Genomic DNA, 23,014 nt, shown 5'->3' on the forward strand with positions numbered 1-23,014 from the left:
ATACGCCTTCAGGAGACCCCGATGAACCTAGAGCAACTGACCCAACGCCTGCACGCCATTCGTGACCGCAACGATTGGCGGCAATTTCACAGCCCGAAGAACCTGGCCATGGCCGCCAGCGTCGAAATGGCCGAGCTGGTGGAAATCTTCCAGTGGCTGAGCGAGGACCAGTCGCGGCAACTGCCAGCAGACAAGCTGGCCCATGCCGGCCAGGAAGTGGGGGATATCGTCCTCTACCTGCTGTTGCTGTGCAGCGAGCTGGGGTTGGACATGGACCAGGTGGTACGCAGCAAGCTGGCGGACAGCGAACGGCGGTTCTGCTCATGAGCGACCGGCATTTCGACCAGTTGGCGACCCGTTTCGCCGAGAAGATCTATGGCGGCGCCAAAGGCGCGATCCGCCTGGCGGTGCTCCAGGCCGATCTCAAGGAAGCGCTGCCCGAGCGGCCACTGCGGGTGCTGGATATCGGCGCCGGGTTGGGGCACATGTCCTTGTGGCTGGCCGAGCGCGGGCACCAGGTCACCCTGGCCGAGCCTGCCGCGCCGATGCTTGAAGGCGCCCGCCAGCGCTTTGCCGACGCCGGGCAGCAGGCAACCTTCATCCAGGCGCCCTGGCAGGAACTGCTGGGGCAACTGACCGAACCCTACGACCTGGTGCTGTGCCACGCGGTGCTGGAATGGCTGGCCGAACCCCACGCGATCCTGCCGGTGCTGCATCAGTTGACCGCCGCTGATGGCTGGCTGTCCCTGGCCTTCTACAACCGCGACGCACTGGTCTACCGCAACCTGCTCAAGGGCCACTTCCGCAAGATGCGCAAGAACGACATGGCCGGCGAGAAACAGAGCCTGACCCCGCAACAGCCCCTTGATCCTCGCGAGCTGGCGGCGCAACTTGAGGGCCTGTGGCGAGTCGAAAGCCAGAGCGGAGTGCGGGTTTTCCACGATTACATGCCGGTGGAGTTCCAGGCCCGTGCCGAGCTGACGGATCTGCTGGAAATGGAGCTGGCTCACCGTCGACACCCAAGTTTCGCCGGGCTTGGGCGTTATCTGCATTGGCTGTGCCGGCCGGTCTAACGGAGTGTGCAATGAAACACCGCCTGGGTCTGATCCTCCTGTGTTCGGGGCTTGCCGCCTGTCAGGGCAGCAACCCCTATGTCGCCAGCTCCAACCCGCTGCCGCCGGCCCCGCCGCAAGCGGCCAACACCTTTGACCGCAGCGCCTACCCGGCGCCGCAACGGGACTATGGCCGCTACCGCAACTGGGCCTGGCTCAATGGCCGCCTGCCCAGCGGTTCGGCCTGGGCCGACTCGGCGCAGATTGCCGAGGCGGTCAGCAATGCCCTGGATCAGCAGGGTTTGCGCCCTGTGCATGACAACCGGCCGGCGGACCTGTGGGTCAGCGCCGACCTGCACCTGGAAAAGCGCCTGCGCCAGGTCCAGGACGACTACGGGTATGGCGGTTACGGCGGCTATAACCGTTATGGCCCGGGCTACGGCATGTACGGCAGCGTGCCGGTGGTGCGCACCTACGAGGTGGAAGTGGTGGTGGTGCGGGTCAACCTGTATGACGGCGCCAGCGGCCAGCCGGTCTGGAGCGCCAGCGCCGAGACCAGCAGCCGCGGCAGCCTCGGCGAGCGGGCCGATGCCTTGCGTGAGGCGGTGCAAAAGGCAATGGCGGCCTATCCTCCCAGTTAGGATCGCCACCGGTTTTTGTCTTCAAGCGGAGAAACAGCATGTTCCATCGAATCGCTCTACTGGTGTGTGCCGCCTTGCTCAGTGCCTGCGCCGCCAACCAGGTCAATCATGACTTCGACGCCAGCCGGGACTTTGGTGCCTACCGCAGTTGGAACTGGAAAGAACCCGCCCTGCAATACCGCCCGGATGATCCACGGATCAAGAGCGACTTGACCGAACAGCGCATCCGCCAGGCGGTGGCCGAGCAACTGGACCAGCGCGGCCTGCGTCCGGCCCAGGGCGGTGCCCGGGCCGACCTGAATGTGCAGGCGTACCTGATCGTCGAGGACCGCCAGCAGCAGGTCACCACCAACTATGGCGGCGGTTGGGGCGGCCCGTGGAATGGCTACTGGGGCGGGCCGATGTACAACGAAACCCGCAACATCACCTATAAGGTGGCAACCATCCAGATCGACCTGCTGGACGGCAAGGACGGCAAGCTGGTGTGGCGCGGCAGCGACGAGCAGATGCTCAGCAGCTCGCCCAACCCGGCAGATCGCAGCGCCGCGGTTCGCACTACGGTGATGCGCATCCTGCAGAACTACCCGCCCCACTGAAACCTTCGACCGGGCAGGGCGGCACAGGGTGTGCGGCCCTGCCTGCTGCCGCCAGTCCGGCGCCCCTGCGCCCCGGCCAGCGTCTGCCACGGCCTTTGACTACACTGCTTTCATCGATGGAGATAGCGCTCGGCTGCGAGCCGGTAAAGGAGTGCCCCGATGTCTCCCCTGAAGCGGTTTTACGGCCCGGCCCGTCAGCGCGGGGCCATTGGCCTTATGGCGGCGGTGACCTTCGGCCTGGCGTTGTTGCTGATGCTGCTGGTAGTGGACAGCGGCCGGCTCTACATGGAACAGCGCAAGTTGCAGCGCGTGGCGGACAACGCCGCGCTGGAGGCCGTCAGCCGTGGCGGCACCTGCCAGGCCGGCCTGACGGCCGCTGCCTACGCCGGCCAGAACGCCACCCGCAACGGCTTCACCGTAGCCACCGGCAGTAGCCTGAGCACTTCCTGCGGTTCCCTGACCACCGGGGCCAACGGCCTGCGGACCTTCACTGCCAACCCTGCACAAGCGGTGGCGATACGGGTGATCGCCACCCATACCGTGCCCATCAGCGTGGCATCGGGGGTGGCGGCCCTGTTCACACCGGGGCCGATCAACCTCACCACCCAGCTCAGCGCCACGGCCGTTGCCGCGGCGCCGACGCCTACCGTGGCGCAGTTGAGCATTCGCAGCACCCTGGGCACCGTCAGTACCGCGCAATCGAGCATTCTCAACCCACTGGTGGGCGGGATGATGGGGGGCAGCCTGAGCCTCAGCGCGGTGGGCTGGAACGGCTTGCTCAACACCAACATCAACCTGCTGAGCTACCTCAACCAACTGGCGATCAATCTGGGGGTGGCCGCTGGCAATTACACCCAGTTGCTCAACACCACCACCAGCGTGACGCAACTGATCCAGGCGGCGATCACCGTGGTCCAGGCCAATGGCGCCACCGCCGACATCCTGACCGCCCTGGGCAACCTGCAGGTTGCCGCGATCAATGCCGCGCCCTTGAAGCTGGGAGATATCCTGCAGTTGCAGACCGGCCTGCCCAGCACCGCCCTGGATGCCAACCTGCAACTGTTCCAGCTGTTGCAGGCGGTGATCCAGTTGTCCAACAGCAACAGCGCGGTGGCGGCGACCTTGCCGATCAACGTGCTGGGGCTGGCCAATATCACGGTGCAGGCCAAGGTCATCGAGCCGCCGCAGTTGTCGGCCATCGGCAATCCGGCGCTGGCCAAGGCCGATCCCATGGGCGCCAACCGGATCTATGTGCGCACTGCGCAGGTACGGACCATGGTGCGGGTCAATCTGTCCCTGCCGCTGGTTTCCGGGTTGAGCACCGCGGTGGGCAACCTGGTGGCGCCGCTGACCCCGGTGTTGAACAGCCTGCTGAGCCTGAACCTGGTGGCGACCCTGGGTTCGGCGTTATGCCTGCTGGGGGCGGGGTGCGAACAGCTATACCCGGCCATCGCCTCCTCATCGGAGATCGACCTGAGCCTGGACGCGGGGGGCGCGATTGCCTATGTCACCGACTACAGCTGCCCGGTGAACAACAGCGGGACCAAGAGCCTGACCGCCCATGCCATCAGTTCCATCGCCGACTTGAAGGTCGGCCAGATCGACCCGGCCAATGCCTTTTCGTCTGCCGCCGAGCCCGTGGTGAAGCCGTTGCCGCTGGTGGACCTGGGCATACGCACCTGCTACCAGTTCCTGGTCCTGCCGGGGCGCTGCGACCCGGTGGTGCACTACGCGGGCGGCGGCATCGCGGTGATGGTCAACACCAGCGTGGCGCAGAATACCCAGGACCTGGTGTTCTCCAGCTCGGCGTCGCCGTTTCCGATACCGCCCAACGTCAACCAGACCCCGACTTACCAGACGGCGGCCCCGACCACGAACATCGTCAACAGCCTGGCGGGCACCCTGGCCGGCATCAACCTGATCGTCTACAAGCCGGTCAACAACAACCCGCTGGGAGCCATTGTCACGGGGCTGGCTTCGGCCATCAGCGGGGTCAGCAACCTGCTCACGCCGTTGATCACCGGGCTCCTGAGCCCGCTGCTGGACCCTCTGCTGAATAACCTGCTGTCGGGGCTGGGGATCAACCTGATGGACGTGGAAGTGGGGGCCAACCTCACCTGCGGGCAGACCGGCAAGGCCTACCTGGTGATCTGATCCGCCTCGGCGATCGGCAGTTCGATGCAGAAGCGCGCGCCGTCCTGGCTGTTGCTGACGCTCAGGCGGCCCCCCATGTTCTGCACGATGCCATAGCTCACCGACAGCCCGAGCCCGGTGCCGATGCCCACCGGCTTGGTGGTGAAGAACGGCTCGAAGATCCGCTCCAGCAGGCGCGGGTCGATGCCGCCACCATTGTCCTCGACCCACAGGCGTACCCACTGCTCGTCGCGCTGGCCGTACACGGCGATCCAGGGTTTGAAGTCGTGCTGCTTTTCCTGTTTGCCCAGCAGGGCGTCCCGGGCATTGACCAGCAGGTTGATCAATACCTGCTCCAACTGGTCGACAAACCCCAGCACCTGGACCTCGAACCCCAGCTCGCTGATCCGCAACTCCAGACCCTTGCCACGCATGCCTTCGGCCAGCAGCGAGAGGGTGCCTTCGATGGCGTGGGCCGGGTTGAACGGCTGCTGTTCCACTTCCGAGCGTCGGCCGAACACCCGCATGTGGTCCACCACCCGGGCCGCACGCTGGACCTGGGCGTCGATGCGCTTGAGCTTGTCGGTGAGGTAGTCGATCTGCACGTCGCCATTGCCCAGGCGCTTGAGCACGTTGACGATGGCCATGCGCATCACGTTGAGCGGCTGGTTGATCTCGTGGGCAAGCCCGGTGGCCATTTCCCCCAGGGTGGCCATTTTCGCGCTTTGCGTGAGCTGCTGCTGGGCGCGCCGGACTTCGGTGTTGTCGCGGCCCACGGCCTGGATTTCCAGCAGTTGCCCCTGTTCATCGAACACTCCGCGATCCGACCACACCCACCAGGCATGTTCGCGCCCGGGCAATTGCAGGTTGATCTCGGCGGTGCTCACGGGATATTCCGGGCTCAACAGCTTGAGCCGGCGCTCGAAGCCTTCACGCTGTTCGGCGGACAGCCACTGCCCCAGGTTGCTGCCCGGCAGTTCCTCGGGGGCGCATTCCAGGTAGGCCGCCAGCGGCCGGTTGCCAAAGGTCAGGGTCAGGTCCGGGCGATAGCGGCAGATCATCGCCGGCGAATCTTCCACCAGGATCCGATAGCGCTCTTCGCTCTGGCGCACCTGCTCGGCGGCCAGGGTTGCCTCGGTGACGTCCAGCCACAGGCCGACGGCTTCCACTGGCAACCCCAGGTCGTCGCGCAGCAGCTTGGCTTCGTCCAGCACCCAGTGGTATGCCCCGTGGCGATCGCGCAGCCGATAGCGGGTATGCACACTGCCTTCGCGCAGCAACTGGCGGCAGCGCTGGAAATACAGGTCGCGGTCGTCGGGGTGCACCCACTCCGCCAGGGGCTGCGCCGTGCAGTCCGCCAGGCTCCAGCCCAGCAGGGGTTGCAGGCTGGCGCTGAAAAAGCTCGGCTGCAAGGCGCCTTCCTGGTAACGCTGGACGTAGATCACCGCCGGTGAACTGGCGATCAGGTTGTCCAGCCGGGCATGGGCGGCGGCGGCCTGCTGCTGTTGGTTCTTGATGTCGCTGATGTCCAGCATGAAACCCACCAGGCGTTGGCTTTCGCCTCGGCCCAGGGCCTGGCCCTGCAAGCGATACCAGCGCTGGGGGGCGCTGGGGTCGGGCTCGTGCAGGCGCACATTGAGCAGCAGCGGCTTGCCCAGTTTCAGTTCCTGCAGGCGGCTGCTGAGCTCACCGCGGTCGGCGGGATGAATCAGTTCCAGCCAGGCTTGCACGTTCAGGCGAGCGCCATCCTCAGGCAGGTGCAGGCTGGCGGCCAGGCGGCTGGCCAGCAGTATTTCGGCGGTGTCCGGGCATAGCTCCCACCAGCCGGCGCCCAGCAGCCCTTGGAGGGCCTCCAGGCGTTCCAGGTGCAGGTGATGGCGATGCTCTCGCAGGCGACTGAGCAAGGGCCCGGCGAGGGCTGCGGCGAGCATCAGCCAGTCGCGATCCAGCAGGTACGGGGCATGCTGCTGGACCGCGTAGCAGCCGCACAAGAGCCAGGCGGCGACGCCGTGATCATCCCGGTACGGCACCAGGAAGCCTTCGCGATGGCCGAAGATGCCTTGCAGTCGCGGGTGTTCGTTGAGGCCCTGGATCTGGTTCAGGTGCTGCGGGGTGTTGCCGCTCAGGCTGTCCAGGCCGGCCCCCAGGGCCTGGCCTTCCTGCCACAGGCGCGGGGCGTCATGGGCGCTGTAGCAGCTGTGGATCACCCAGCCCTGCTCCTGCTCGTCGAGCAGGGCCAGGCCGAGACAGGGAATGTGCCAATAGCGGGCCAGGTCGGTGAGTTGGTCGTGGAGCACGTCCGGCAGGCGGGTCAGGTTGCACAGGCGCAACTGTTCGCTGGCCTGGGCGGCAAACACCCGGCACTGCTCGCGCCCCAGGGCCTGTTGCCGCTGCTGGACCAGGTCGCCGATATCCAGCAGTTGCAGGTGCCATTCCTGCCCACAGCGCTGGACCCAGCCGCGCAGGTGCAGGGGCTGGCCGCCGGCGCCGCGCAGGTCCAGGTCCAGCACCTGGCCGCTCCAGTCGGCAGGGCCGCCCTCAAGGGCCAGGACGCTGCCGGGCAATACGTAGTCCAGCAGGTGCGGTGGCTCCCGGGAGGGGGGCAGCTGGATCAGGCTGTGGCGCAGCGGGCCGTGGCTGCTGAGGATGCGCCCGTGTTGATCGAGCACCAGTTGCAGGCCCACCGCCTGGGGCGGCAGCGGGCTGTGCGGCTGTGCGGCGGGAAGCGCCTGGCGGCCCAGTAGACGTCCGAGCAGCTTGTCGCCAGAGGTCAAAATTGCAGACTCGAGCTAGCGGTCAGGGTGGTGGGCAGGCTGGGTACCGGGCCGATTCCCGGCAGCACCAGCCGCGGCAGCACCTGGTTCAGCTTGCTGGTGGGGTAGTTCACCGAGACCGTCAGCACCCCGGCGCTGTACACCGCGCTGTAGTCGGTGGCGGCGAAGTTGAAGGGCGGGGGAATCCACTGGGTCTGGGTCTGCACCACGCTGTTGGCGAGGTTCTGCACCGTGGTGGCGTAGTTCGGGGTATTGGGGTCGACCATCACCGCGCGCCGCACCGCTTCGGCAGTGGCCTGGTGGAACGACTGCATCATCAGCAGCGGCAGGCTGTAGCTGACAAGACCGTAGAACACCGCGAAAAAGATCACGAACACCGCGGCGAATTCGATCGCCACAGCGCCTTTCTGCTTTCTAGGGAGGCCCGGTTTCATGAGTGCGTCTACCCTGACAACCACTATGTCCATTGAGCATAGGACCATTCCGGCAAAAGGGACCGTTCTGGCTGATGCATTTCTGGGTTTTGTGGGTCTGGTTGGCAATCTGTGCGCTGCAGGATTTGCGTCAGCGGCATATTGCCAATGGCTTGACTCTTGGCGCCGCGCTCTTGGCGACGGTCTACCTGCTGTGGAGCGGCACGACCTGGCTGGGGGCCGGCGCGAGCCAGGGCGGTTGGGCGTTGTTGCTGGCGTTGCTGTTCACCTTGCCCGGCTACGCCAGCGGACGAATGGGCGCCGGCGACGTCAAGTTGATGGCGGCCCTGGGGCTGGCCTCCGGCCCCCTGTATCTGCTGGGGACGTTCATCGCCGCCGGTCTGTGCAGCCTGCTCTGGCTGCTTGTGCTCAGGCTCTGGCCCCAGCAGAAACAAGCACTTGATACCCCCGTGGCAGGGCGCGCTGGGAGGGGGTCAAAAAAATACCCTTTTGCCCCCTTTGTCCTGGCTGGAATGGTCTTAACTGTGAGCGTGATCCACTAGTCGCCGGACCCATTAATGCTATGTACATAGTCGGAAAGTAGGTCTAGGTTTTAAGTCGTGGCTGCCCGGATCATGCGTGGCAGCACAGGAGTGGCCAATCGGCGATTGGCCCGCACGGAGTAGCACGTGAACAAGCTCACCTCACAGATGAAGGTGCTCGTGGTCGACGATCAGCCCCTGATTGTCGAAGAGCTTTGCGAGTTCCTCGAAAGCAGCGGTTACCGTTGTGTCCCTTGCCAATCCAGCCGCCAGGCGCTGGAGTGCTTCAACAGGGACCCGGAAATTTCCCTGGTGCTCTGCGATCTGCACATGCCCGATATGGACGGCATTCAGCTGGTCCAGGAACTGCAACGGATGGCCGGCAAGCAGCGGGTGTTCGAAGCCATCATGCTCACCGGGCAGTCCGACAAGCAGGACGTGATCAAGGCCCTGCGCGCCGGCATCGCCGACTACTACCAGAAGCCCATCGACCTGGACGAACTCCTCGAAGGCCTGCAGCGTCAGGAGGTCGCCTTGCAGGAACGGCAGAAGAACCTGCACCTGGGGCACCTCAACCAGAAGCTGCAGTTTCTTTCCGAATCCATCGATGACCTGTACCAGGACCTGGACAAGGTCCGGCGCAGCCCGGCTACCAGCCGCAGCGAAGAGCCCCGGGGCGAAGGCGCCGGCGAAGGGGATGCCATCGAGATCCCGGCCATCTTCAACCAGCTGTCGCCACGGCAACTGGATGTGGCCCGACTGGTGGGCAAGGGCCAGACCAACTACCAGATTGCCTGCGAGCTGGGGATCACCGAAAACACCGTCAAGCTGTATGTCTCCCAGGTACTGCGCCTGACCCACATGCATAACCGCACACAGCTGGCCCTGGCCCTGTCACCGAGCAATTCCGGGCTGCGCCAGCGGGTGACTGCCCACTGAGCCTGCGGCGGCGAGCCGTTCGCCGCCGGTTGCGGGCTTTCTCCTACTTGGTTTCCACCTTGCCGCCGGCGTCCGGGTCGTACAGGTCCGGGATCTCGTATTTGTATTTCTTCAGCCAGCGCTGCAGCGCCAGCTCGCGTTCGGTGGGCGTGGCCGTCTGAGGCTGGGGCGAGGGCGCCAGGTTGCGGTTCTGCAACAGTAGCCAGGCTTCGGTTTCCTGTTGCTGGGGCGAAGCAGGGCCGGCCTCGATAGCCTGGGCGGCCAGGGGCAGCGCCAGCAGGGCAGTGCAATAGAACATCGGCAGTTTCATCATCAGCGCTCCTTGGCGGGTGCGGCGTCTGGCTGCAAGGTGGTAGCGCCACTGGCGACCTGGGTCACCTTGGCGCGCGGGGCGGTCGGGGCCTTGAGCTCTTCGGCGCGGGCCTGGGCCTGGGCGAACTGCTGCGGGTTCAGGCTCGCCTGGCTGACCACTTGCGCGGCCTGCTGCCAGTTGTCCTGGTAGAGCAACAGGGTCACCAGGTTGATGGCCGCCAGAGGCTCGGACTGCTTGAGCTCGATGGCGGTGAGGAACTCGAAGCGCGCATCCTCGATGCGCAACTGGTTGAGGTAGACCACCCCCAGGTCATTGCGGATTTTTTCATTGGTCGGCGCCAGGCGCGCGGCCCGTTGCAGGTGCGCCTGGGCCTGGCCGTTGTCGCCCCTGGCCGCCGCCAACTGCCCCAGGCCGTGCTCGCCTTCGGCCGCCAGGCACGAGCCCAGCAGGCTGCGGTACAAGGGTTCGGCCTCACTGCGGCCCAGCAACCGATAGACTCGCGCCTTGCGTACGCGCACCTCGGCGAGGTTGTCCGGCAGGTTCTGCAGGTTGGCCAGGCTGGCGTGCAGCTTGCCATCGGTGGCCATTTCGTCGGCGAGGTTCACTGCCAGTTCCTGCTCGGAGCTGAGCTTGGCGCAACTGCTGGAGTTGGTCAGGGCCGCCCAGGGCGTCTGGCCGTTGCTGGCGCATCCTCCGAGCAGCAACAGGCTGGCAACGACAATTATGGCTTTCATCAGGTTCCCTCTTAGGAAGCGAAGGCCCGGGCGATGGCGGTGAAGCCTGGCCCGGCCAGCACGATCAACAGGGCGGGGAAGAGAAACAGCATCATCACCACCGACATTTTTGCGGACATTTTCGAGATGTATTCCTGCAGGCGGGTCAGGCGCCGGTCGTCCAGCAGTTGTTTGAGCGCCTGCAGCGATTTCATTGCCCCGCCGCCCTGCAGGATCAGTTGCTGGAGAATCACGCAGGTGTCGGTGAACTCGTCCACCGCCAGCAGGGTGGCGGTCTGGTTGAGTTCATGGCCCAGCTCCAGCCCCGAGTCGACACGGGCCAGGATCAGGCGCAGTTCCTGGGTCAGTTCCGGCAGCAGCTTTTGCGCTTCGCTGCTCAGTACGCGTAACGCCTGTTCCACTGCCATGCCCGACTCGAACAGGATGCGCAGCAGGGGAATGAAGGTCGAGATCTCCAGGGCGATGTGCTTCTGCCGGCGCTTGGCGGCGTAGGCCAGCGCGCGCTTGGGCAGCAGGTAGCCGGCACCGAGTGCCAGCATGGGTACCAGCCACTTGCTCTGGGCCTGGGCAAAGGCCACTTCCTGGATGAAGATCACCAGGCACACGGCCAGCACCGGCGTGGCGATCTGGCTGGCGGCGAACAGTGAGCGCTCTCTGGCGCGGCGCCAGCCCAGACGGTTGAGCAGGGTCTGGGTTTCACTGTCCATGCTCACCGCGCGCTGCCCGAAGCGGCTGTCGCCCAGCAGTCGCAGCCAGTTGCCCAGGCGGCTGTCGCGAGTCATGTTGCCCTGCAAGCGCTGGGCGATCTGGCGCTCGCGCCGGCGCTGTTCCAGCACACCGTTGCCAAGCAGCAGCAACGCCCCGAGAAACATCAGTGCAGCGGCCAGAACCAGCATTTCAGATGCTCCTCAACATGCGCCAAAGGGCCAGGCAGCCGAAGATCTGCAGGCACACCGCGGTGATCAGCATTTTCTGCCCCGCGGAGTCGTGCCACATGCCCAGCATGTAGCCCGGGTTGGTCAGCATGAAGTAGCCCACCAGCAACAGCGGCAGGGTCCCCAGGACCCAGGCGGTCATGCGGGTTTCCCCGGTCATCGCGCTCAGTTGCCGCGCCCCTTGCTCGCGCTCGCGGATCAGCTTGATCAGGTTTTCCAGCAACTCGCTGGCGTTGCCGCCGTAGCGATGATTGACCTTCAGGCCCAGGGCGAACATGCGCAGTTCGTCCTGCTCGTAGAACTCGGCAAAATCGCTGACCGCGTCCGGCAGGTTGACCCCCAGTTGCACGTTGCGCTGGATGCGGCCCATGGCGCTCTTCAGCGGGTCGTTGCTGGCCTCGATGGCACCCAGCACGGCGTCCGCCAGGGTGCGCCCGGACTTCAGGCTGCGCACGCTGTGATCGAGCAAGGCCGGCAGTTGTTCGATCATGCGCTTGAGCCGGCGCTGATACAGCCAGGCGATATACAGCCGCAGCAGCAGGGGTGGCAGGAGGATGCCGCCCAACAGGCCGAGCCAGCTCGCCAGCACATAGCCCAGCAGCACCAGCACCACCCACACCGCCAGCCACAGGCCCAGGCGCTCGCTGGGCTGGCCGAGGCCGGCCCGGGCGAACGCGCGCTCCAGGCCACCCCAGGAGGTGCGTTGCGGCGTCAGGTCGGGCTGCCCTTCGGCCAGGCGGTTGAGCACTCGTTCCCGCTCGGTCTTGTGCACGCCGTGGTAGAACAGCCAGCCGGAAAGCCCCAGCAGAAGCAGGCAGATCAAGGTAAACAGCAGACCGATCATGGGCCACCTCGCCGGTTCAATTGACGCCCAGCCCGCTTTCGCGGCGCAGTTTGTCACCCGCAGGGTTCATCGCCTCGCGCAGGAAGCCGAAGCCGGTACGACGATCCAGGCGGAACAGGGTATTGGTGACGTAGATGTCGTCACGTATGCCCACCACTTCCACGACTTCGCTAACGCAACGCCGGCCATCGGGCATCCGGGTCAACTGGATCACCACATCCAGGGCGGCGCAGATCATCTGCCGCAGGGTGCGCTCGGCGATCTGGCGGCCGGTCAGGCCCACCAGGGTTTCCAGGCGCAGCAGGGCATCCTGGGCGTTGTTGGCGTGCACGGTGCTCATGGAGCCGTCGTGGCCGGTGTTCATTGCGGTCAGCACGTCCAGTACTTCCACACCACGGATCTCGCCGAGGATGATCCGGTCCGGACGCATCCGCAGGGCGTTGCGGATCAGGTCGCTAGCCTTCACCTCGCCGTGCCCCTCGGCATTGGGCGGGCGGGTTTCCAGGCGGACCACGTGGGGGTGGCCCAGCTGCAGTTCGGCCACGTCCTCGATGGTGACCAGCCGTTCATGGGGGTTGATCAACTGGCTGAGGATGTTCAGCAGGGTGGTCTTGCCGGTGCCGGTGCCGCCGCTGATCAGGATGTTGCAGCGCTTGCCCACCGCTTCCTGGATGAATTCGAAGATCGCCAGGTCGATGGTCTGCATGGCAATCAGGTCGCTGCTCTTGAGCATGTCCTTGCGAAACTTTCGAATCGACAGGCAGGGCCCGTCCAGGGCGATGGGCGGGATGATCGCGTTGACCCGGCTGCCGTCCGGCAGGCGCGCATCGACCATCGGCGAGGACTCGTCGAGGCGTCGGCCCAGGGGCGCGAGAATCCGCTGCATCACCCGCTCCACATGGTGGGCGTCGATGAAGCGCAGGTCGCTCTGGTGCAGCACGCCTTCACGTTCGACGAACACCCGATGCGGCCCGTTCACCAGGATCTCGGTCACCGCCTGATCGCGCAACAGCACTTCCAGGGGGCCGAAGCCGGTCAGCTCGTCGACGATCTCCTCGGCCAGCCGCTCCATTTCATAGCGCGAGATCGCCAGGTGCATGCGCGCGATGTACTCCGCGACCTTGTCGGTGACGAATTGCGAGAGGTTCTGCCGGGAGCTTTCCAGCAGGTTTTTCCCCGACTCTTCGATGGCATCGATGATGTAGCGATGCAGCACCAGCTTCAGGCCTTCGTGGTCGCTGTTGCCGGCGCCTGCGCGGGGTGGGGCGCCAAAGAGTTTTTCGCCGCTCATCTGCCCCCCATGATGCGATTGAGCCAGCCGGCCTTGGGCTTGGGCAGGCCCTGGGAGCGTTTCGCCAGCCGCTCGCCCAGGGTACGCAGGCTTTGGGTCAGGGCCTCGCGCGGGGCCAGTTCGAACAGGGTAACGCCCTGGTTCTTGGCGTTCAGGCGCACCTCGGGGCTGTAGGCCAGCACCGCGATCACCTCCAGGCCGAAGGTCTTGCCCAGGGTTTCGGAATCCGGTGCCACGGTGCGCAGGTAGCGGTCGACCAGCAAGCGCGCATGCTCGAGTTTCATGCCTTTTTCACGCCAGTGATTGAGTACGGCCAGGTTGCGCCGGCAGTCGAGCACGTTCTGGTCGGTGCACCACAGCAGCTTGTCGCAATGGCTGACGAAGGTACGCAGGGCCTCGCTGTCCGGCTGGCCGACAAGGTTCACCACAATGTGCTGGAAGTGCTGGCGCAAGGCACTGAGGAGCATGTACAGCTCCGCCGCGCTGGTGTGCTCCAGAGGCGCGTCGTGGCTGGCGTAGGCGAGGATCCGCAGGCCCGCCTCGGCGCTGGTGAAGGCGCTGTCGATCAGCGTGGCATCCAGGCGCCGCAGGTGGCGCAGGGCGTCGCCGAAGTGGAACGAGCTTTCCAGGCCCAGCAGCGCCAGGCTGTCGCCCCGGGGCAGGCCCAGGTCCAGCAGCAGGGTCTGCTGGCCGCTCTTTTGCACCACCAGCGCCAGGTGGCTGGCCAGGAGGGCGCCGTCGCCATCGCCCTGGGCGCCATAGAGCACGGTCAGGCCGCCCAGTTGCGTGTTGGGTGTCACTGCCGGCAGGCGTTTGCTCAGACGCCGGACCAGCCCGGCGACTTCACTGGAGCGCGAGCCGTAGGCGACGAAGTCGCGGGCGCCGGCGCGCATGGCATTGAGCACCAGCTGGTTGTCCATGCCATCACCGAGGGCGACGATCGCCAGCATCGGCTTGGCCTCCAGGGCGCCTTCGATCAGGGCCGCCTGGGCCACCACGTGTTCGCGATCGAGGCCGACGAACACCAGGTTGGCGAAGGTCACATCCACCAGTGCCAGCAGTTCGTCGAGACTGCCATCGGCACCCACGACCTGGCCCAGGGGCGCCAGGGCGCCTTGCAGCCACTCCAGGTCGGTGCTGTTGCGGGTGATGGCGAGAAACGTCTGGCTCAGGTCCTGGTTCATTGCGACAACCCGCTGCGCTTGTCGAAGTTGCCGTTCTCGAGGAAGAACATGCGGTAGAAGTTCGGGTCGTAGTTGCGCAGCCGTTCGCCGGGCAGGGCCGGCAGCTTGGCGTCCGCGGCCAGGGGCTGGACCAGGTGCGGAGTCACTACCATCAGCAGTTCACGCTCTTCGCGATTGATCGTGGTGTCGCGAAAGAAGGCACCGAGCACCGGAATGTCCCCCAGCCCTGGAAACTTGTTCACTTGAGAGCTGTTGTTGGTGCTGATCAGGCCGCTGATGACGAAGCTTTCGCCGTCGGCCAGGGAAATGCTGGTATCGGTGCGGCGTACGGTCAGCGCCGGGACTTGGGTCCCGGCGATGGTCACGGCGTTGCTGTAGTCCAGTTCGCTGACCTCCGGGGCAACCTTAAGGGAGATACGCCCGCGATCGACGATAGTGGGCGTGAGGGTCAGGCGGATACCGAACTCCTTGTATTCGATGGTCACGCTGTTGCTGCCAGTGCTGGGCACCGGGATGGGGATTTCGCCCCCGGCCAGGAAGCTTGCGCTCTGGCCGCTGAGGGCCACCAGGGAAGGCCTTGCCAGGGTATAGGCGAAGCCGCTGCCTTCCAGGGCGTTGATCAGGGTCAGCACCCGGCCGTTGCCGAAGCCGATGTTGAAGGTGCCGTTGTCCAGCGGGATGTTGGTCCGGCGGCCGCCGAAGGTCGGGGTCACGCTGCCGGAGGTGCCACCGGTGACGGGGGCGGTGCCGGGCGCGCCGAACAGGAAGTTGTGCCCGCGGCCGAAGATCGAAACGCTGGCCTCCTTGAGCTTGGTGCGGCTGACTTCGACAAAACGGATGTCGGTCTGCACCTGGCTGGGCAGCAGTGGATCGTCACTGGCCGGCAGGCGGCCGGTGCTCATGTCGGCGGTGGCCCGGCCCTGGACAAACACCATGCTCTGGCGTGGGGTACTGGCACAGGCGGTCCAGACCATCAGGCTGGTGGCGCCGGGCGCCATGCCGGTGAGCAGGAAGGCTTTGTTGCCGGTGGTCTGGACGTCCGCGATCTTCGGGTCGCCCACCGCCAGGCGGGTGATGGCCACAGCAGATTGCAGCTCCTGCTGCAAGCCTTCGCCGATCTCCAGCGCTGCGGGCAACGGTGCCAGGCTCGAACAGCCTGCCACCGCCGCAGCCAGGGCCTGGGTGCAGAGCAGCGGGCCCAGGCTCAGGGTCAGCAGTGCGGAGAACAGTGGCATGGAACGACTGCGCATGTAGTGCATCCTTGCTCAATCAGGGAGTTTGTTGAGTGACTTGGTTGCCCCGGATCACTTCCACCGCCGACCGTGCGGCGCCACCTTGGGCGGCCGGTGCGCGCGGGGCGCTGCCCAGGGCAAGTTGGGTGAACTGGAACAGGTTGCTGTTGGCGGCATCGAGGTGCTCGCGGGCTTCTTCGTTGCCGGCCCAGTAATGGGCCAGGCGCTGTTCCTCGCTGCTGCGCACGGCCAGGCGCAGCACTCCGACCTGGGTGGCGAGCATCAGCCGGCTCAAGAGCTGTTCGGGGACGGCCAGGACCACCGTGCGCGCATTCAGCCGGCGCTGGTCCTGCTTGAGCTTTTCTTCGTTGCTCAACCCGGGGGAGGCGGGCTGCCCGTCATTGGCCAGGCCCAGCTGTTCGCCCACAGCCAGCACGCGCATGGCGGGTACGGCGATCTGTGCCGACTGCTGCGGGTTGCTGGTGTCCTGGCGCAGGAACAGCACGACATCGACATAGTCCCCCGGGCTCAGTTGCCCGGCGGCGCCGATCACCTCGTCGACCGCGACCGCCAGGGCTCGTTCGTCACTGTGAATCATCCGCGCCAGGGCACCGCCGGTACTGAAGCTCTGCTCATTGAGCCAGGTGCCGGCATTCAACTGCCGCCAGGGTGTACGGCCCACCGCCTGGCTGATGGCGCTGAGGCTGCCGGCCGGCGCGGTACGCAGTTTTTCCAGCGCCAGATCGTCGGCGGCGAGGGGCACGAAGGGCGGCACATCGCGCACCAGCACGACCACCGGTTGGCGGGTCTGGTCTTCTGCGCTGGTGGTGGTTGGTTCGACGACACTGGGCGCCACGGGTTGAACCGGTGGTGCTGGTTCGGGTTTACGACTGAGAACCAGGCCCCAGTAACCGAAAAACACCGCACCTACCAGAAGAAGTCCGGCCAGACCCATGGTGAGGCGACTGTTCATGAAGGCTCTCCCTTTCCTGCTGCACTACCAGCCCGTGATTCCAAACGAGTTAATTTCGCAATCAGGCAGCTATGAACATGCAACTATTTCGCTATGTGAAGGTAGTAGAGCTAGGACGAAATGCCATTAACTCATCCAAAAATAGCTAACAAAGGTATGAGTCTGTCCACATGGGCAGGTTTTTTGGCACCTACCTTCCAATTAATACTTACTGACTAATCAGTTCTTACAGTTGCTGGGCCGGTCTTTGTTGACAATGCTCAGGTGGCACCGGGGAATTTGCCCGGTGCTGTTCCAACGGCGCCTTGCGGCGCAAGGAGAGCTAGGATGATTTTCCAATACTTGTTGCTCAGGGCGCGCCAGTTTTTTGACCGCACCGAAGGCGCATCCGCCATCGAGTACGCCATTGTCGTGGCCATGGTGGCCGTTGTGGTCGTGGCGTTCGTCACCCCCCTGGGCGATCGTGTTCTGGCCATTTTCAACAACATCCTGACTAACCTCGGAGGCACCACCGTCACCCGTCCTACCCCTTGAGCATGGAGGGGCCCAGCTGAGCAGCCGCTGGGCTGTGATCGCCCGACCTTCCAGCCCTCCGGGTCTCGTGCAGGCCTGCGGTTTGCCTAACCAAAGGCCTGCTGATGGTTGGGTTGCGCCCGGCCGGCTGTGCATTGGCTGCGTTCACCTACTTGCATGAAGTTCACACCAGGGTACCGTCCATGACTTCCCCATCCTCACGTCAGCAACTTCTTCTGGTCGATGACGAAGAGGATGCATTGCTGGAGCTTGCCGAACTGCTCGAAGGCGAGGGTTTCTGCTGCTTCACTGCCACCTCGGTGAAACTTGCCCTGGACCACCTCACCCGGCATCCGGATATCGCCCTGGTAATCACTGACCTGCGCATGCCCGAGGAAAGCGGCCTGTCGCTGATCAAGCGCCTGCGCGAGCACACCGCGCGCCAGCACCTGCCGGTGATCGTCATGTCGGGGCATGCCGACATGGATGACGTCAGCGACCTGCTGCGGCTGCAGGTCCTGGACCTGTTTCGCAAGCCGATCTACCACGTGCGCCTGCTGGAAACCCTCAACAATCTGTTTCCCGAACCCCGGCTGCATATCGTTGGCCCCTGACCCCAGGGTTTGGCCGGTGCTGTCCTGGCGGCAAAAAAAGACCCGCTCGAAAGCGGGTCTCAGTCATCCGGATGCTCAAAGTTGATAGCTGAAGCTCAAGGTATAGCGTGGCTTGCGGTTGTAGGTGTCGAGGGCTTCATCGGACATTGGCTTGGCCGCTTCCAGGGCGATGTTGTAGTGCTTGGCATCACCGAAACGCAAACCGACCGCGGCGGATGACAGGCTGCTGCCCCTGACCGGCAGCTGGTTGAACCAGGTCTTGGAGCGGTCCAGCACCACATAGGGCTGCAGCACACGCACCCAGGGCCCCTCGCGGTTGAAACTGTAGTTCACTTCGTAGGCCACGCCCCAGCCCTTGTCCCCGGTCGCCTGGTCATCGGGGTAGCCGCGAGCGAAGTTCTGCCCGCCAAAGGACGCCCGCTCGCTGTCGGGCAGGTTGTCGTTGCTCCAGTACCAGGCGGCGGAAAGCACGCCTTGCCAATTGTCCAGGAAACGATCGCTCTGTACCCCGGCCAGGCGCAGGCGGAAGAAATCCAGATCGTAGAGGCTGTTGTTGGTCTCGGCGCCCATGCTGTCCAGGCCCCGATACAGGCCGGCGCTGAGAATCCGCAGTTGGCGCGGATCGGACTTGCTCCAGTCCGCCTCAAGCGCCAGGGCGCGGATGTCGGTTTTTTCTTCCAGGGTCAGCGGGCTGTTGCTGACCCGGTAACGGGTCTTGTCATTTACCGCATACAGGCGTGTGCCGGCGGTGAGCATTTCATTGGGCGAGGCGATGAAAGGGTGGCTGACGCCGATGGAAAAGCGGTCGTTCTCCCGATGGGGCTCCAGCTCGATCCCGTTGTCCAGCTGCACGTTGCTCCGTGGGTCGGCGCGGTAGCGGGCGCCATAGAGGCTCAGTTGCGTGCCTTCCGAACCCAGCAACTGGCTGTAGTCCAGGCGGTAGTAGTGTTCCTTGTCGTGGCCCGGCGGGAACAGCCCGCTGAGGCTGAGCTGTTCGCCCCAGGCGGTCTGCGAGTTGCTGGTGATGCCCACCAGGGCCTGCAGGCCGTTGCGGTTGTCGTCGGTGCTGTTGAGGGTGGTGGCGATGGCCTTGCGGCTGGCCACGGCCACCAGTTGGGTTGCGCCGTCGGTAGTGCCCGGTGGCGGCACTACCGCCTGCAGGGTGACCCCGGGAACCTTGCTCATCAGTGTGGTGTAGCGTTCGAAGGTCTTGCGGGTCAGCGGGCGCTCGGCCTTGAGTTTGCTCACCAGTTTGTCCAGGTAGGCGGATACCGGGCCGATGTCGCCCTGCAGCTGGTAGTCCCGGATGTAGCCTTCCACGAGCACTACCCGCAGCACGCCCTGGTCGAAGTTCTGCTGTGGCATGAAGGCGTAGGACAGCAGGTAGCCGTCCTTCTGATAGCGCCGGGTAATGCTGCGCGTGGCTTCGATCAACTGGCCGAAGCTGGCCTCGTGGCCGATCAGTGGCTGGTAGATCGCTGCCAGTTCTTCCAGGGGGTAGACCGTGCCGCCCTCGATCTGCACCTGGCGCACCGTGACCTTGGTGCCCATCATCAGCGGCTGCTGGCCTTGCGGCGCAGTGGGTTGCTCGGGCAGTTGCGGTTGCGGGGTTGCCGGGCGGTAGGCATCCACCGGCAGGTTGGGTTGGGGCAGGTTGTTGATGCTGTCATTGCTGTTGAGAAAGCGCGGAAGGGAGTCGGCGTAAACGGAGGTACAGCATCCAACTAACAACAAACTGGCCAACGTGCGCATAGGACACTCCATGGTCGAGCCGCAGCGGTGTAGAAAGTTCCTGGCTCCAGTTGCCGCTCGGGTCTTGGCCACGATCTGGCTCTGGATGCTTGTCTCTGGATAAACAAAAAGGCGAGAGACTCATGGGAATCTCTCGCCCTCAACCAAGCGTAGGCGCTGCAGGTGAGGCCGTCGAATCGGCCAGGTGCAAATTATTTCTTGTTGCCGCCCAGGGCGCCGGTCAGGCCGCCGAGCACGCCACCCAGGCCGCCATTGAGGCCCGCACCGGCAGAGGCGCTGCCACTGGCGCTGGCGTTGGCGCCTACGCCAAGGCCACCGAGCAAGCCGCCACTGGGCGCTGTGCCGCCGTTGACCAGGCCGCCAACCGAAGCCACGGTGTTGCCCACGGCTCCAAGGGTGCCGCCCAAGGCGGTACCTATCGGATTGGCGCCACTATTGCTGGCCACGCCCGCGCCTACGTTGCTGACTGCGCCGCCCACCTGGCCCAGAAGACTGCTGGTCGGGCTACCCAGGCCGGTAGCTGCACCTACTTGCTGAGTCAGGCCGGCAACCGAACTGGTGACGGGGTTCAATGCCGAGCCCAGGCTCACTCCGACGCTGGCCAATGGTGCAGTGACTACCAGGTTAGGGGTACCGCTGCCGCCCAGAGCGCCGCCTACCGAGGCGATCAGGTTGCCGGCTGCCGCTCCGGTGACCCCGCCTGCGCTAACGGTACCGTTGGTATTGCCGGCATTCAGGCCGTTGCTCAAGTTGGCCACTGCACCGCCGACAGTTTCCAGCAGGCCGTTGTTGCCGCCGAGGCCACTGCCATTCCCGGTTCCGCTACCCGAGTTGCTCACATAACCGCCGGCAGTGCCCACGGCCGTACTTGCGTTGCTCAGGGTGTTGCCCAACAGATTTGTTACAGGGTTGCCGTTGCCAGCGTCAGTGATCTTGTTACCGGTGCTGTCCACGGCCTGAGCTACGCCATTGAGCAGACCTTTTACAGGGGAACCAAGACCGGTGGCGCCGCCGATATTGCCGGTCACGTCTTCCGCCAGGCTGACCACTGGAACCAGTACCTTGTCGCCGACATTGTCGGTCAGTGTTCCCAGAGGTCCGCTGCTGGTGACGGTGCTCAGGGTATTACCGAGCATGGTCACCCGGGTGCCTACGCCGCCGACTACCGGAGCCACCCTGGTCACCAGGCCACCCACTACCGGAACGCTCTGGGTGGTGGTTGCCAGTTTGCCGCTGAGGTCGGTGACCCCGGTACCCACATCGCTGACCACGTTGCCGACGGTGGCGGTGGTCTTGCTCAGGGCCTTGGGATCGGTGCCCAAAGTGCCGAGGCCGTTGGTCAGGCCGTCACCGACGGTGTCCACCACGTTGCCGGTGGTGTTGACGGCGCTTTGTACCACGCCTCCAACCACGGGTACGGTGGCCAGGGAAGTGCCCAGGCCGCTGACACCGGTACCGACGCCACTGAGGGTGGTACCCAGATCCGAGACCAGGCTGCTGGTCGTCAGGGGAGTGGTGGTACCGCCAGTTCCTCCGGTGCCGCCAGTTCCACCTGTGCCACCTGTGCCTCCGCCAGTGCCGCCGGTACCGCCTGTGCCTCCACCGGTACCACCAGTGCCACCTCCAGTGCCTCCTGTTCCGCCGGTGCCGCCACCAGTGCCACCGGTGCCGTCAGTACCGCCGCTGGCACTGGCTGGCGAACTGCTGCCACCACTTTTATGACCGCCACCACCGCCGCTGCAGCCTGCCAGGCTGAGGGTCAGGATCATGGTTATTGCCGTTAACGCTTTCCATCCGAATTGAGTTTTCATGTCTGGTATTCCTTGCACCTGTTACAACGTTCGTTGTTTTCGATAGCTCTCCAGTTCTTGCGCTGGAGATACCTTCGTCCGTTGTCTACATAAAAGGCGCAGGGAATAAATTGAACAATTATGAACTTGGTATTAATGACTTATTTTGTTCGGTTAATTGATTTACAAGTAGCTAGTCTCAAAGTATTGGTTGGCGCTCCTAGTGTGTGATGAATTGTTTTAAAACAATGATTTGATGTTTTGTAGTGTCCTTGAAAAGTGCTCGTTCAACTAAAGTTATATATACACAATTAATAGGCAGTTTTTGTGCTGAGCTCGCGGTACTTGCACTTTTTCGCTGGCGTTTAATGGCTGGCAGGGGGATGGGATGGTGGCCTGGTTTATACTGCGCCGCCCAAAACTCTCTGGAGCTCAATATGCTGACGCCTGTCTGGTGGCTGCTGTGCCTGCCGTTTGTTGCCGGAGCCTTTCTCGCCCTGCAAGCCGGAATCAACGGTCAACTGGCCAAGCAGGTCGGCGGGGTGCTGGCTGCGGCCCTGATCTCTTTTTTCGTCGGCACCGCGGCGCTGCTGGTGCTGGTGGTGCTGCAGCGCGAAATGCCGACCCTGGGTGCCCTCAAGGGCCTGACCTGGTGGCATTGGTGCGGCGGCCTGCTGGGGGCGTTCTTCATTACCACGGCCGCCTTTGCCGGGCCGCGGGTCGGCGCCCTGCTGTTCATGTCGCTGGTGCTGGCCGGCCAGTTGAGCATGGCTCTGGCGCTGGACCACTTTGGCTGGGTAGGGTTTCGGGAAGCGCCGGTCAGCCTCGGCAAGATTGCCGGATTGCTGCTGATCGTCGTCGGGGTGGTGCTGATCCGCCGGGGCTGAGGCCCCTCAGGCGATGGGCTGCCAGTTGCCCAGCATATGCTGCAACTCGCCGCTGCCCAGCAACTGCAGTTCTCCGCTTGAACCCCCGGCACTGGCTAGCAGGCGTACGTCGCCGGGCAGCAGCACGGGCTTCATGAACTGCACCGTCACTTCGATGTTCGCTGCTGGCAGATGCTCGCTCAGGGCTGCCAGGGTGCGCGCCTTGTTCCATAGGCCATGGGCGATGGCCTGGGGAAAGCCGAACAGCCGGGCGCTCCAGGCGCTCAGGTGGATCGGGTTGTAGTCGCCGGAAACCCTGGCGTAGCGCCGGCCGATATCGCGCTCGGCGCGCCAGCAGGCGATTTCGCCGAGGTTGTCGGCGTTGGGCAAGTGTTGGCTGGAAGGTTCTCCCGCCAACTTGACTCCACGGCAGAGCATGCGGCTTTGCGCTTCCCAGAGGGGGCCCAGCAAATCGTCCACTGTGGTCACCAGGTCGAATGTTGCGCCTTTGGCGTGAGGTTGCAGGTTGCACACCTGGACCCCGATTCGAACGCTGCTGACATTGCCCATGGGGCGCAACACACGAATCCTGTTGCCCAGGTGAATCAGCCCCAGTAGCGGAAATGGAAAGTCCCGGGCAGTGAGCAGCTGCATCTGCAAGGGAAACGCCAGTACATGGGGGTAGGTCGCGGGCAGCAGGCCGTTATCGGCAAAGCCGCAGACCTTGCGGTAGCCCGCCAGTTGCCCGGGGGTCAGGCTGATCCAGCAGCGCAGGCCGTATTCGGGTAACTGCGTGCCGTTGATCCGTCGGCGCATTGCCGCTTTGAGAAACAGCGGCGGCAGGGACGCGGGCAGGTTCAGTTCGTGCCAGTGTGCAGTCATT

Annotated in this window: 23 protein-coding genes; 10 read left to right on the plus strand and 13 right to left on the minus strand. The window is 64.5% G+C overall.

The window, feature by feature from the left end; translation table 11 throughout:
• Window positions 1-21: 21 nt before the first annotated feature.
• From BM382_RS22810 to BM382_RS22830, 5 genes are all read left to right on the plus strand, one after another.
• Entirely contained in the window at window positions 22-327 is a 306-nt protein-coding gene (locus BM382_RS22810; RefSeq protein WP_011059051.1) for a MazG-like family protein, read from the plus strand.
• Window positions 324-1,073 carry a methyltransferase gene (locus tag BM382_RS22815; protein ID WP_011059052.1) on the plus strand — a complete coding sequence of 250 codons (750 nt, stop codon included), beginning with the start codon at window positions 324-326 and terminating at the stop codon, window positions 1,071-1,073. The genes BM382_RS22810 and BM382_RS22815 overlap by 4 nt, the downstream gene beginning before the upstream one ends.
• An 11-nt stretch (window positions 1,074-1,084) precedes the next feature.
• A complete protein-coding gene (locus BM382_RS22820) occupies window positions 1,085-1,693 on the plus strand; it encodes a DUF4136 domain-containing protein (protein WP_019095460.1) in 609 nt (202 codons plus the stop codon).
• 38 nt (window positions 1,694-1,731) lie between these two features.
• Window positions 1,732-2,289, plus strand: coding sequence for a DUF4136 domain-containing protein (locus BM382_RS22825; protein ID WP_011059054.1), 558 nt, complete (start codon window positions 1,732-1,734; stop codon window positions 2,287-2,289).
• A gap of 159 nt (window positions 2,290-2,448) precedes the next feature.
• Window positions 2,449-4,443, plus strand: coding sequence for a pilus assembly protein TadG-related protein (locus tag BM382_RS22830; protein ID WP_072443987.1), 1,995 nt, complete (start codon window positions 2,449-2,451; stop codon window positions 4,441-4,443).
• Here the strand turns inward: BM382_RS22830 and BM382_RS22835 are convergent.
• Window positions 4,428-7,196: a PAS domain-containing sensor histidine kinase gene (locus BM382_RS22835; protein ID WP_072443989.1), complete on the minus strand. Its 2,769-nt coding sequence runs from the start codon at window positions 7,194-7,196 to the stop codon at window positions 4,428-4,430. The two genes, BM382_RS22830 and BM382_RS22835, sit on opposite strands and share 16 nt — an antisense overlap.
• A complete protein-coding gene (locus BM382_RS22840) occupies window positions 7,193-7,630 on the minus strand; it encodes a TadE/TadG family type IV pilus assembly protein (RefSeq protein WP_011059057.1) in 438 nt (145 codons plus the stop codon). The genes BM382_RS22835 and BM382_RS22840 overlap by 4 nt, the downstream gene beginning before the upstream one ends.
• A gap of 74 nt (window positions 7,631-7,704) precedes the next feature.
• On the opposite strand from BM382_RS22840, the gene BM382_RS22845 reads away from it, so the two are divergent.
• Both BM382_RS22845 and BM382_RS22850 read left to right on the plus strand, forming a co-directional pair.
• The gene (locus BM382_RS22845) at window positions 7,705-8,172 is read left to right on the plus strand and encodes an A24 family peptidase (protein WP_072443991.1); all 468 of its coding nucleotides are present in this window, start codon (window positions 7,705-7,707) and stop codon (window positions 8,170-8,172) included.
• Window positions 8,173-8,298: 126 nt separating this feature from the next.
• A complete protein-coding gene (locus BM382_RS22850) occupies window positions 8,299-9,090 on the plus strand; it encodes a response regulator transcription factor (RefSeq protein ID WP_011059059.1) in 792 nt (263 codons plus the stop codon).
• Window positions 9,091-9,133: 43 nt separating this feature from the next.
• Here the strand turns inward: BM382_RS22850 and BM382_RS22855 are convergent, their stop codons facing one another.
• Genes BM382_RS22855 through cpaB form a run of 8 tightly spaced genes read right to left on the minus strand, consistent with a single transcriptional unit; the run spans window position 9,134 to window position 16,596 of the window.
• Window positions 9,134-9,403, minus strand: a complete 270-nt coding sequence (locus BM382_RS22855; protein WP_041774050.1) for a DUF3613 domain-containing protein — start codon at window positions 9,401-9,403, stop codon at window positions 9,134-9,136.
• Window positions 9,403-10,137 (minus strand): tetratricopeptide repeat protein, encoded by a 735-nt coding sequence (locus tag BM382_RS22860; protein ID WP_072443993.1) that lies wholly within the window; start codon window positions 10,135-10,137, stop codon window positions 9,403-9,405. The genes BM382_RS22855 and BM382_RS22860 overlap by 1 nt, the downstream gene beginning before the upstream one ends.
• Window positions 10,138-10,148: 11 nt before the next feature.
• On the minus strand, window positions 10,149-11,033 hold the full coding sequence (locus tag BM382_RS22865; RefSeq protein WP_011059062.1) for a type II secretion system F family protein: 885 nt from the start codon (window positions 11,031-11,033) through the stop codon (window positions 10,149-10,151).
• Between the two features lies 1 nt (window position 11,034).
• Window positions 11,035-11,916, minus strand: a complete 882-nt coding sequence (locus BM382_RS22870; protein ID WP_011059063.1) for a type II secretion system F family protein — start codon at window positions 11,914-11,916, stop codon at window positions 11,035-11,037.
• A 16-nt stretch (window positions 11,917-11,932) separates the two neighbouring features.
• Window positions 11,933-13,207 carry a TadA family conjugal transfer-associated ATPase gene (locus BM382_RS22875; protein ID WP_072443995.1) on the minus strand — a complete coding sequence of 425 codons (1,275 nt, stop codon included), beginning with the start codon at window positions 13,205-13,207 and terminating at the stop codon, window positions 11,933-11,935.
• Complete coding sequence (locus tag BM382_RS22880; protein ID WP_011059065.1) at window positions 13,204-14,391, minus strand: CpaE/TadZ family protein; 1,188 nt, start codon at window positions 14,389-14,391, stop codon at window positions 13,204-13,206. The genes BM382_RS22875 and BM382_RS22880 overlap by 4 nt, the downstream gene beginning before the upstream one ends.
• Entirely contained in the window at window positions 14,388-15,641 is a 1,254-nt protein-coding gene (locus BM382_RS22885; protein WP_011059066.1) for a type II and III secretion system protein family protein, read from the minus strand. Before BM382_RS22885 ends, BM382_RS22880 begins: the two co-directional genes overlap by 4 nt.
• A gap of 19 nt (window positions 15,642-15,660) precedes the next feature.
• Window positions 15,661-16,596 carry a Flp pilus assembly protein CpaB gene (cpaB, locus tag BM382_RS22890; RefSeq protein ID WP_011059067.1) on the minus strand — a complete coding sequence of 312 codons (936 nt, stop codon included), beginning with the start codon at window positions 16,594-16,596 and terminating at the stop codon, window positions 15,661-15,663.
• A gap of 327 nt (window positions 16,597-16,923) precedes the next feature.
• Between cpaB and BM382_RS22895 the strand changes: the two genes are divergently transcribed.
• Both BM382_RS22895 and BM382_RS22900 read left to right on the plus strand, forming a co-directional pair.
• On the plus strand, window positions 16,924-17,130 hold the full coding sequence (locus BM382_RS22895) for a Flp family type IVb pilin (protein WP_011059068.1): 207 nt from the start codon (window positions 16,924-16,926) through the stop codon (window positions 17,128-17,130).
• Between the two features lie 182 nt (window positions 17,131-17,312).
• Window positions 17,313-17,723, plus strand: coding sequence for a response regulator (locus tag BM382_RS22900; protein WP_011059069.1), 411 nt, complete (start codon window positions 17,313-17,315; stop codon window positions 17,721-17,723).
• 75 nt (window positions 17,724-17,798) lie between these two features.
• Here the strand turns inward: BM382_RS22900 and BM382_RS22905 are convergent, their stop codons facing one another.
• Together BM382_RS22905 and BM382_RS22910 are read right to left on the minus strand one after the other, a co-directional pair.
• On the minus strand, window positions 17,799-19,475 hold the full coding sequence (locus BM382_RS22905) for a ShlB/FhaC/HecB family hemolysin secretion/activation protein (RefSeq protein WP_011059070.1): 1,677 nt from the start codon (window positions 19,473-19,475) through the stop codon (window positions 17,799-17,801).
• Between the two features lie 191 nt (window positions 19,476-19,666).
• Window positions 19,667-21,286, minus strand: a complete 1,620-nt coding sequence (locus BM382_RS22910; RefSeq protein WP_053148892.1) for a collagen-like triple helix repeat-containing protein — start codon at window positions 21,284-21,286, stop codon at window positions 19,667-19,669.
• A 416-nt stretch (window positions 21,287-21,702) separates the two neighbouring features.
• On the opposite strand from BM382_RS22910, the gene BM382_RS22915 reads away from it, so the two are divergent.
• The gene (locus BM382_RS22915; protein WP_011059072.1) at window positions 21,703-22,152 is read left to right on the plus strand and encodes a DMT family transporter; all 450 of its coding nucleotides are present in this window, start codon (window positions 21,703-21,705) and stop codon (window positions 22,150-22,152) included.
• 6 nt (window positions 22,153-22,158) lie between these two features.
• On the opposite strand, the gene BM382_RS22920 is transcribed toward BM382_RS22915, so the two are convergent.
• Entirely contained in the window at window positions 22,159-23,013 is an 855-nt protein-coding gene (locus BM382_RS22920; protein ID WP_011059073.1) for a MaoC family dehydratase, read from the minus strand.
• Between the last annotated feature and the right edge of the window lies 1 nt (window position 23,014).

Source organism: Pseudomonas sp. NFPP25 (genome assembly GCF_900116505.1).
GTDB classification, from domain to species: domain Bacteria; phylum Pseudomonadota; class Gammaproteobacteria; order Pseudomonadales; family Pseudomonadaceae; genus Aquipseudomonas; species Aquipseudomonas protegens.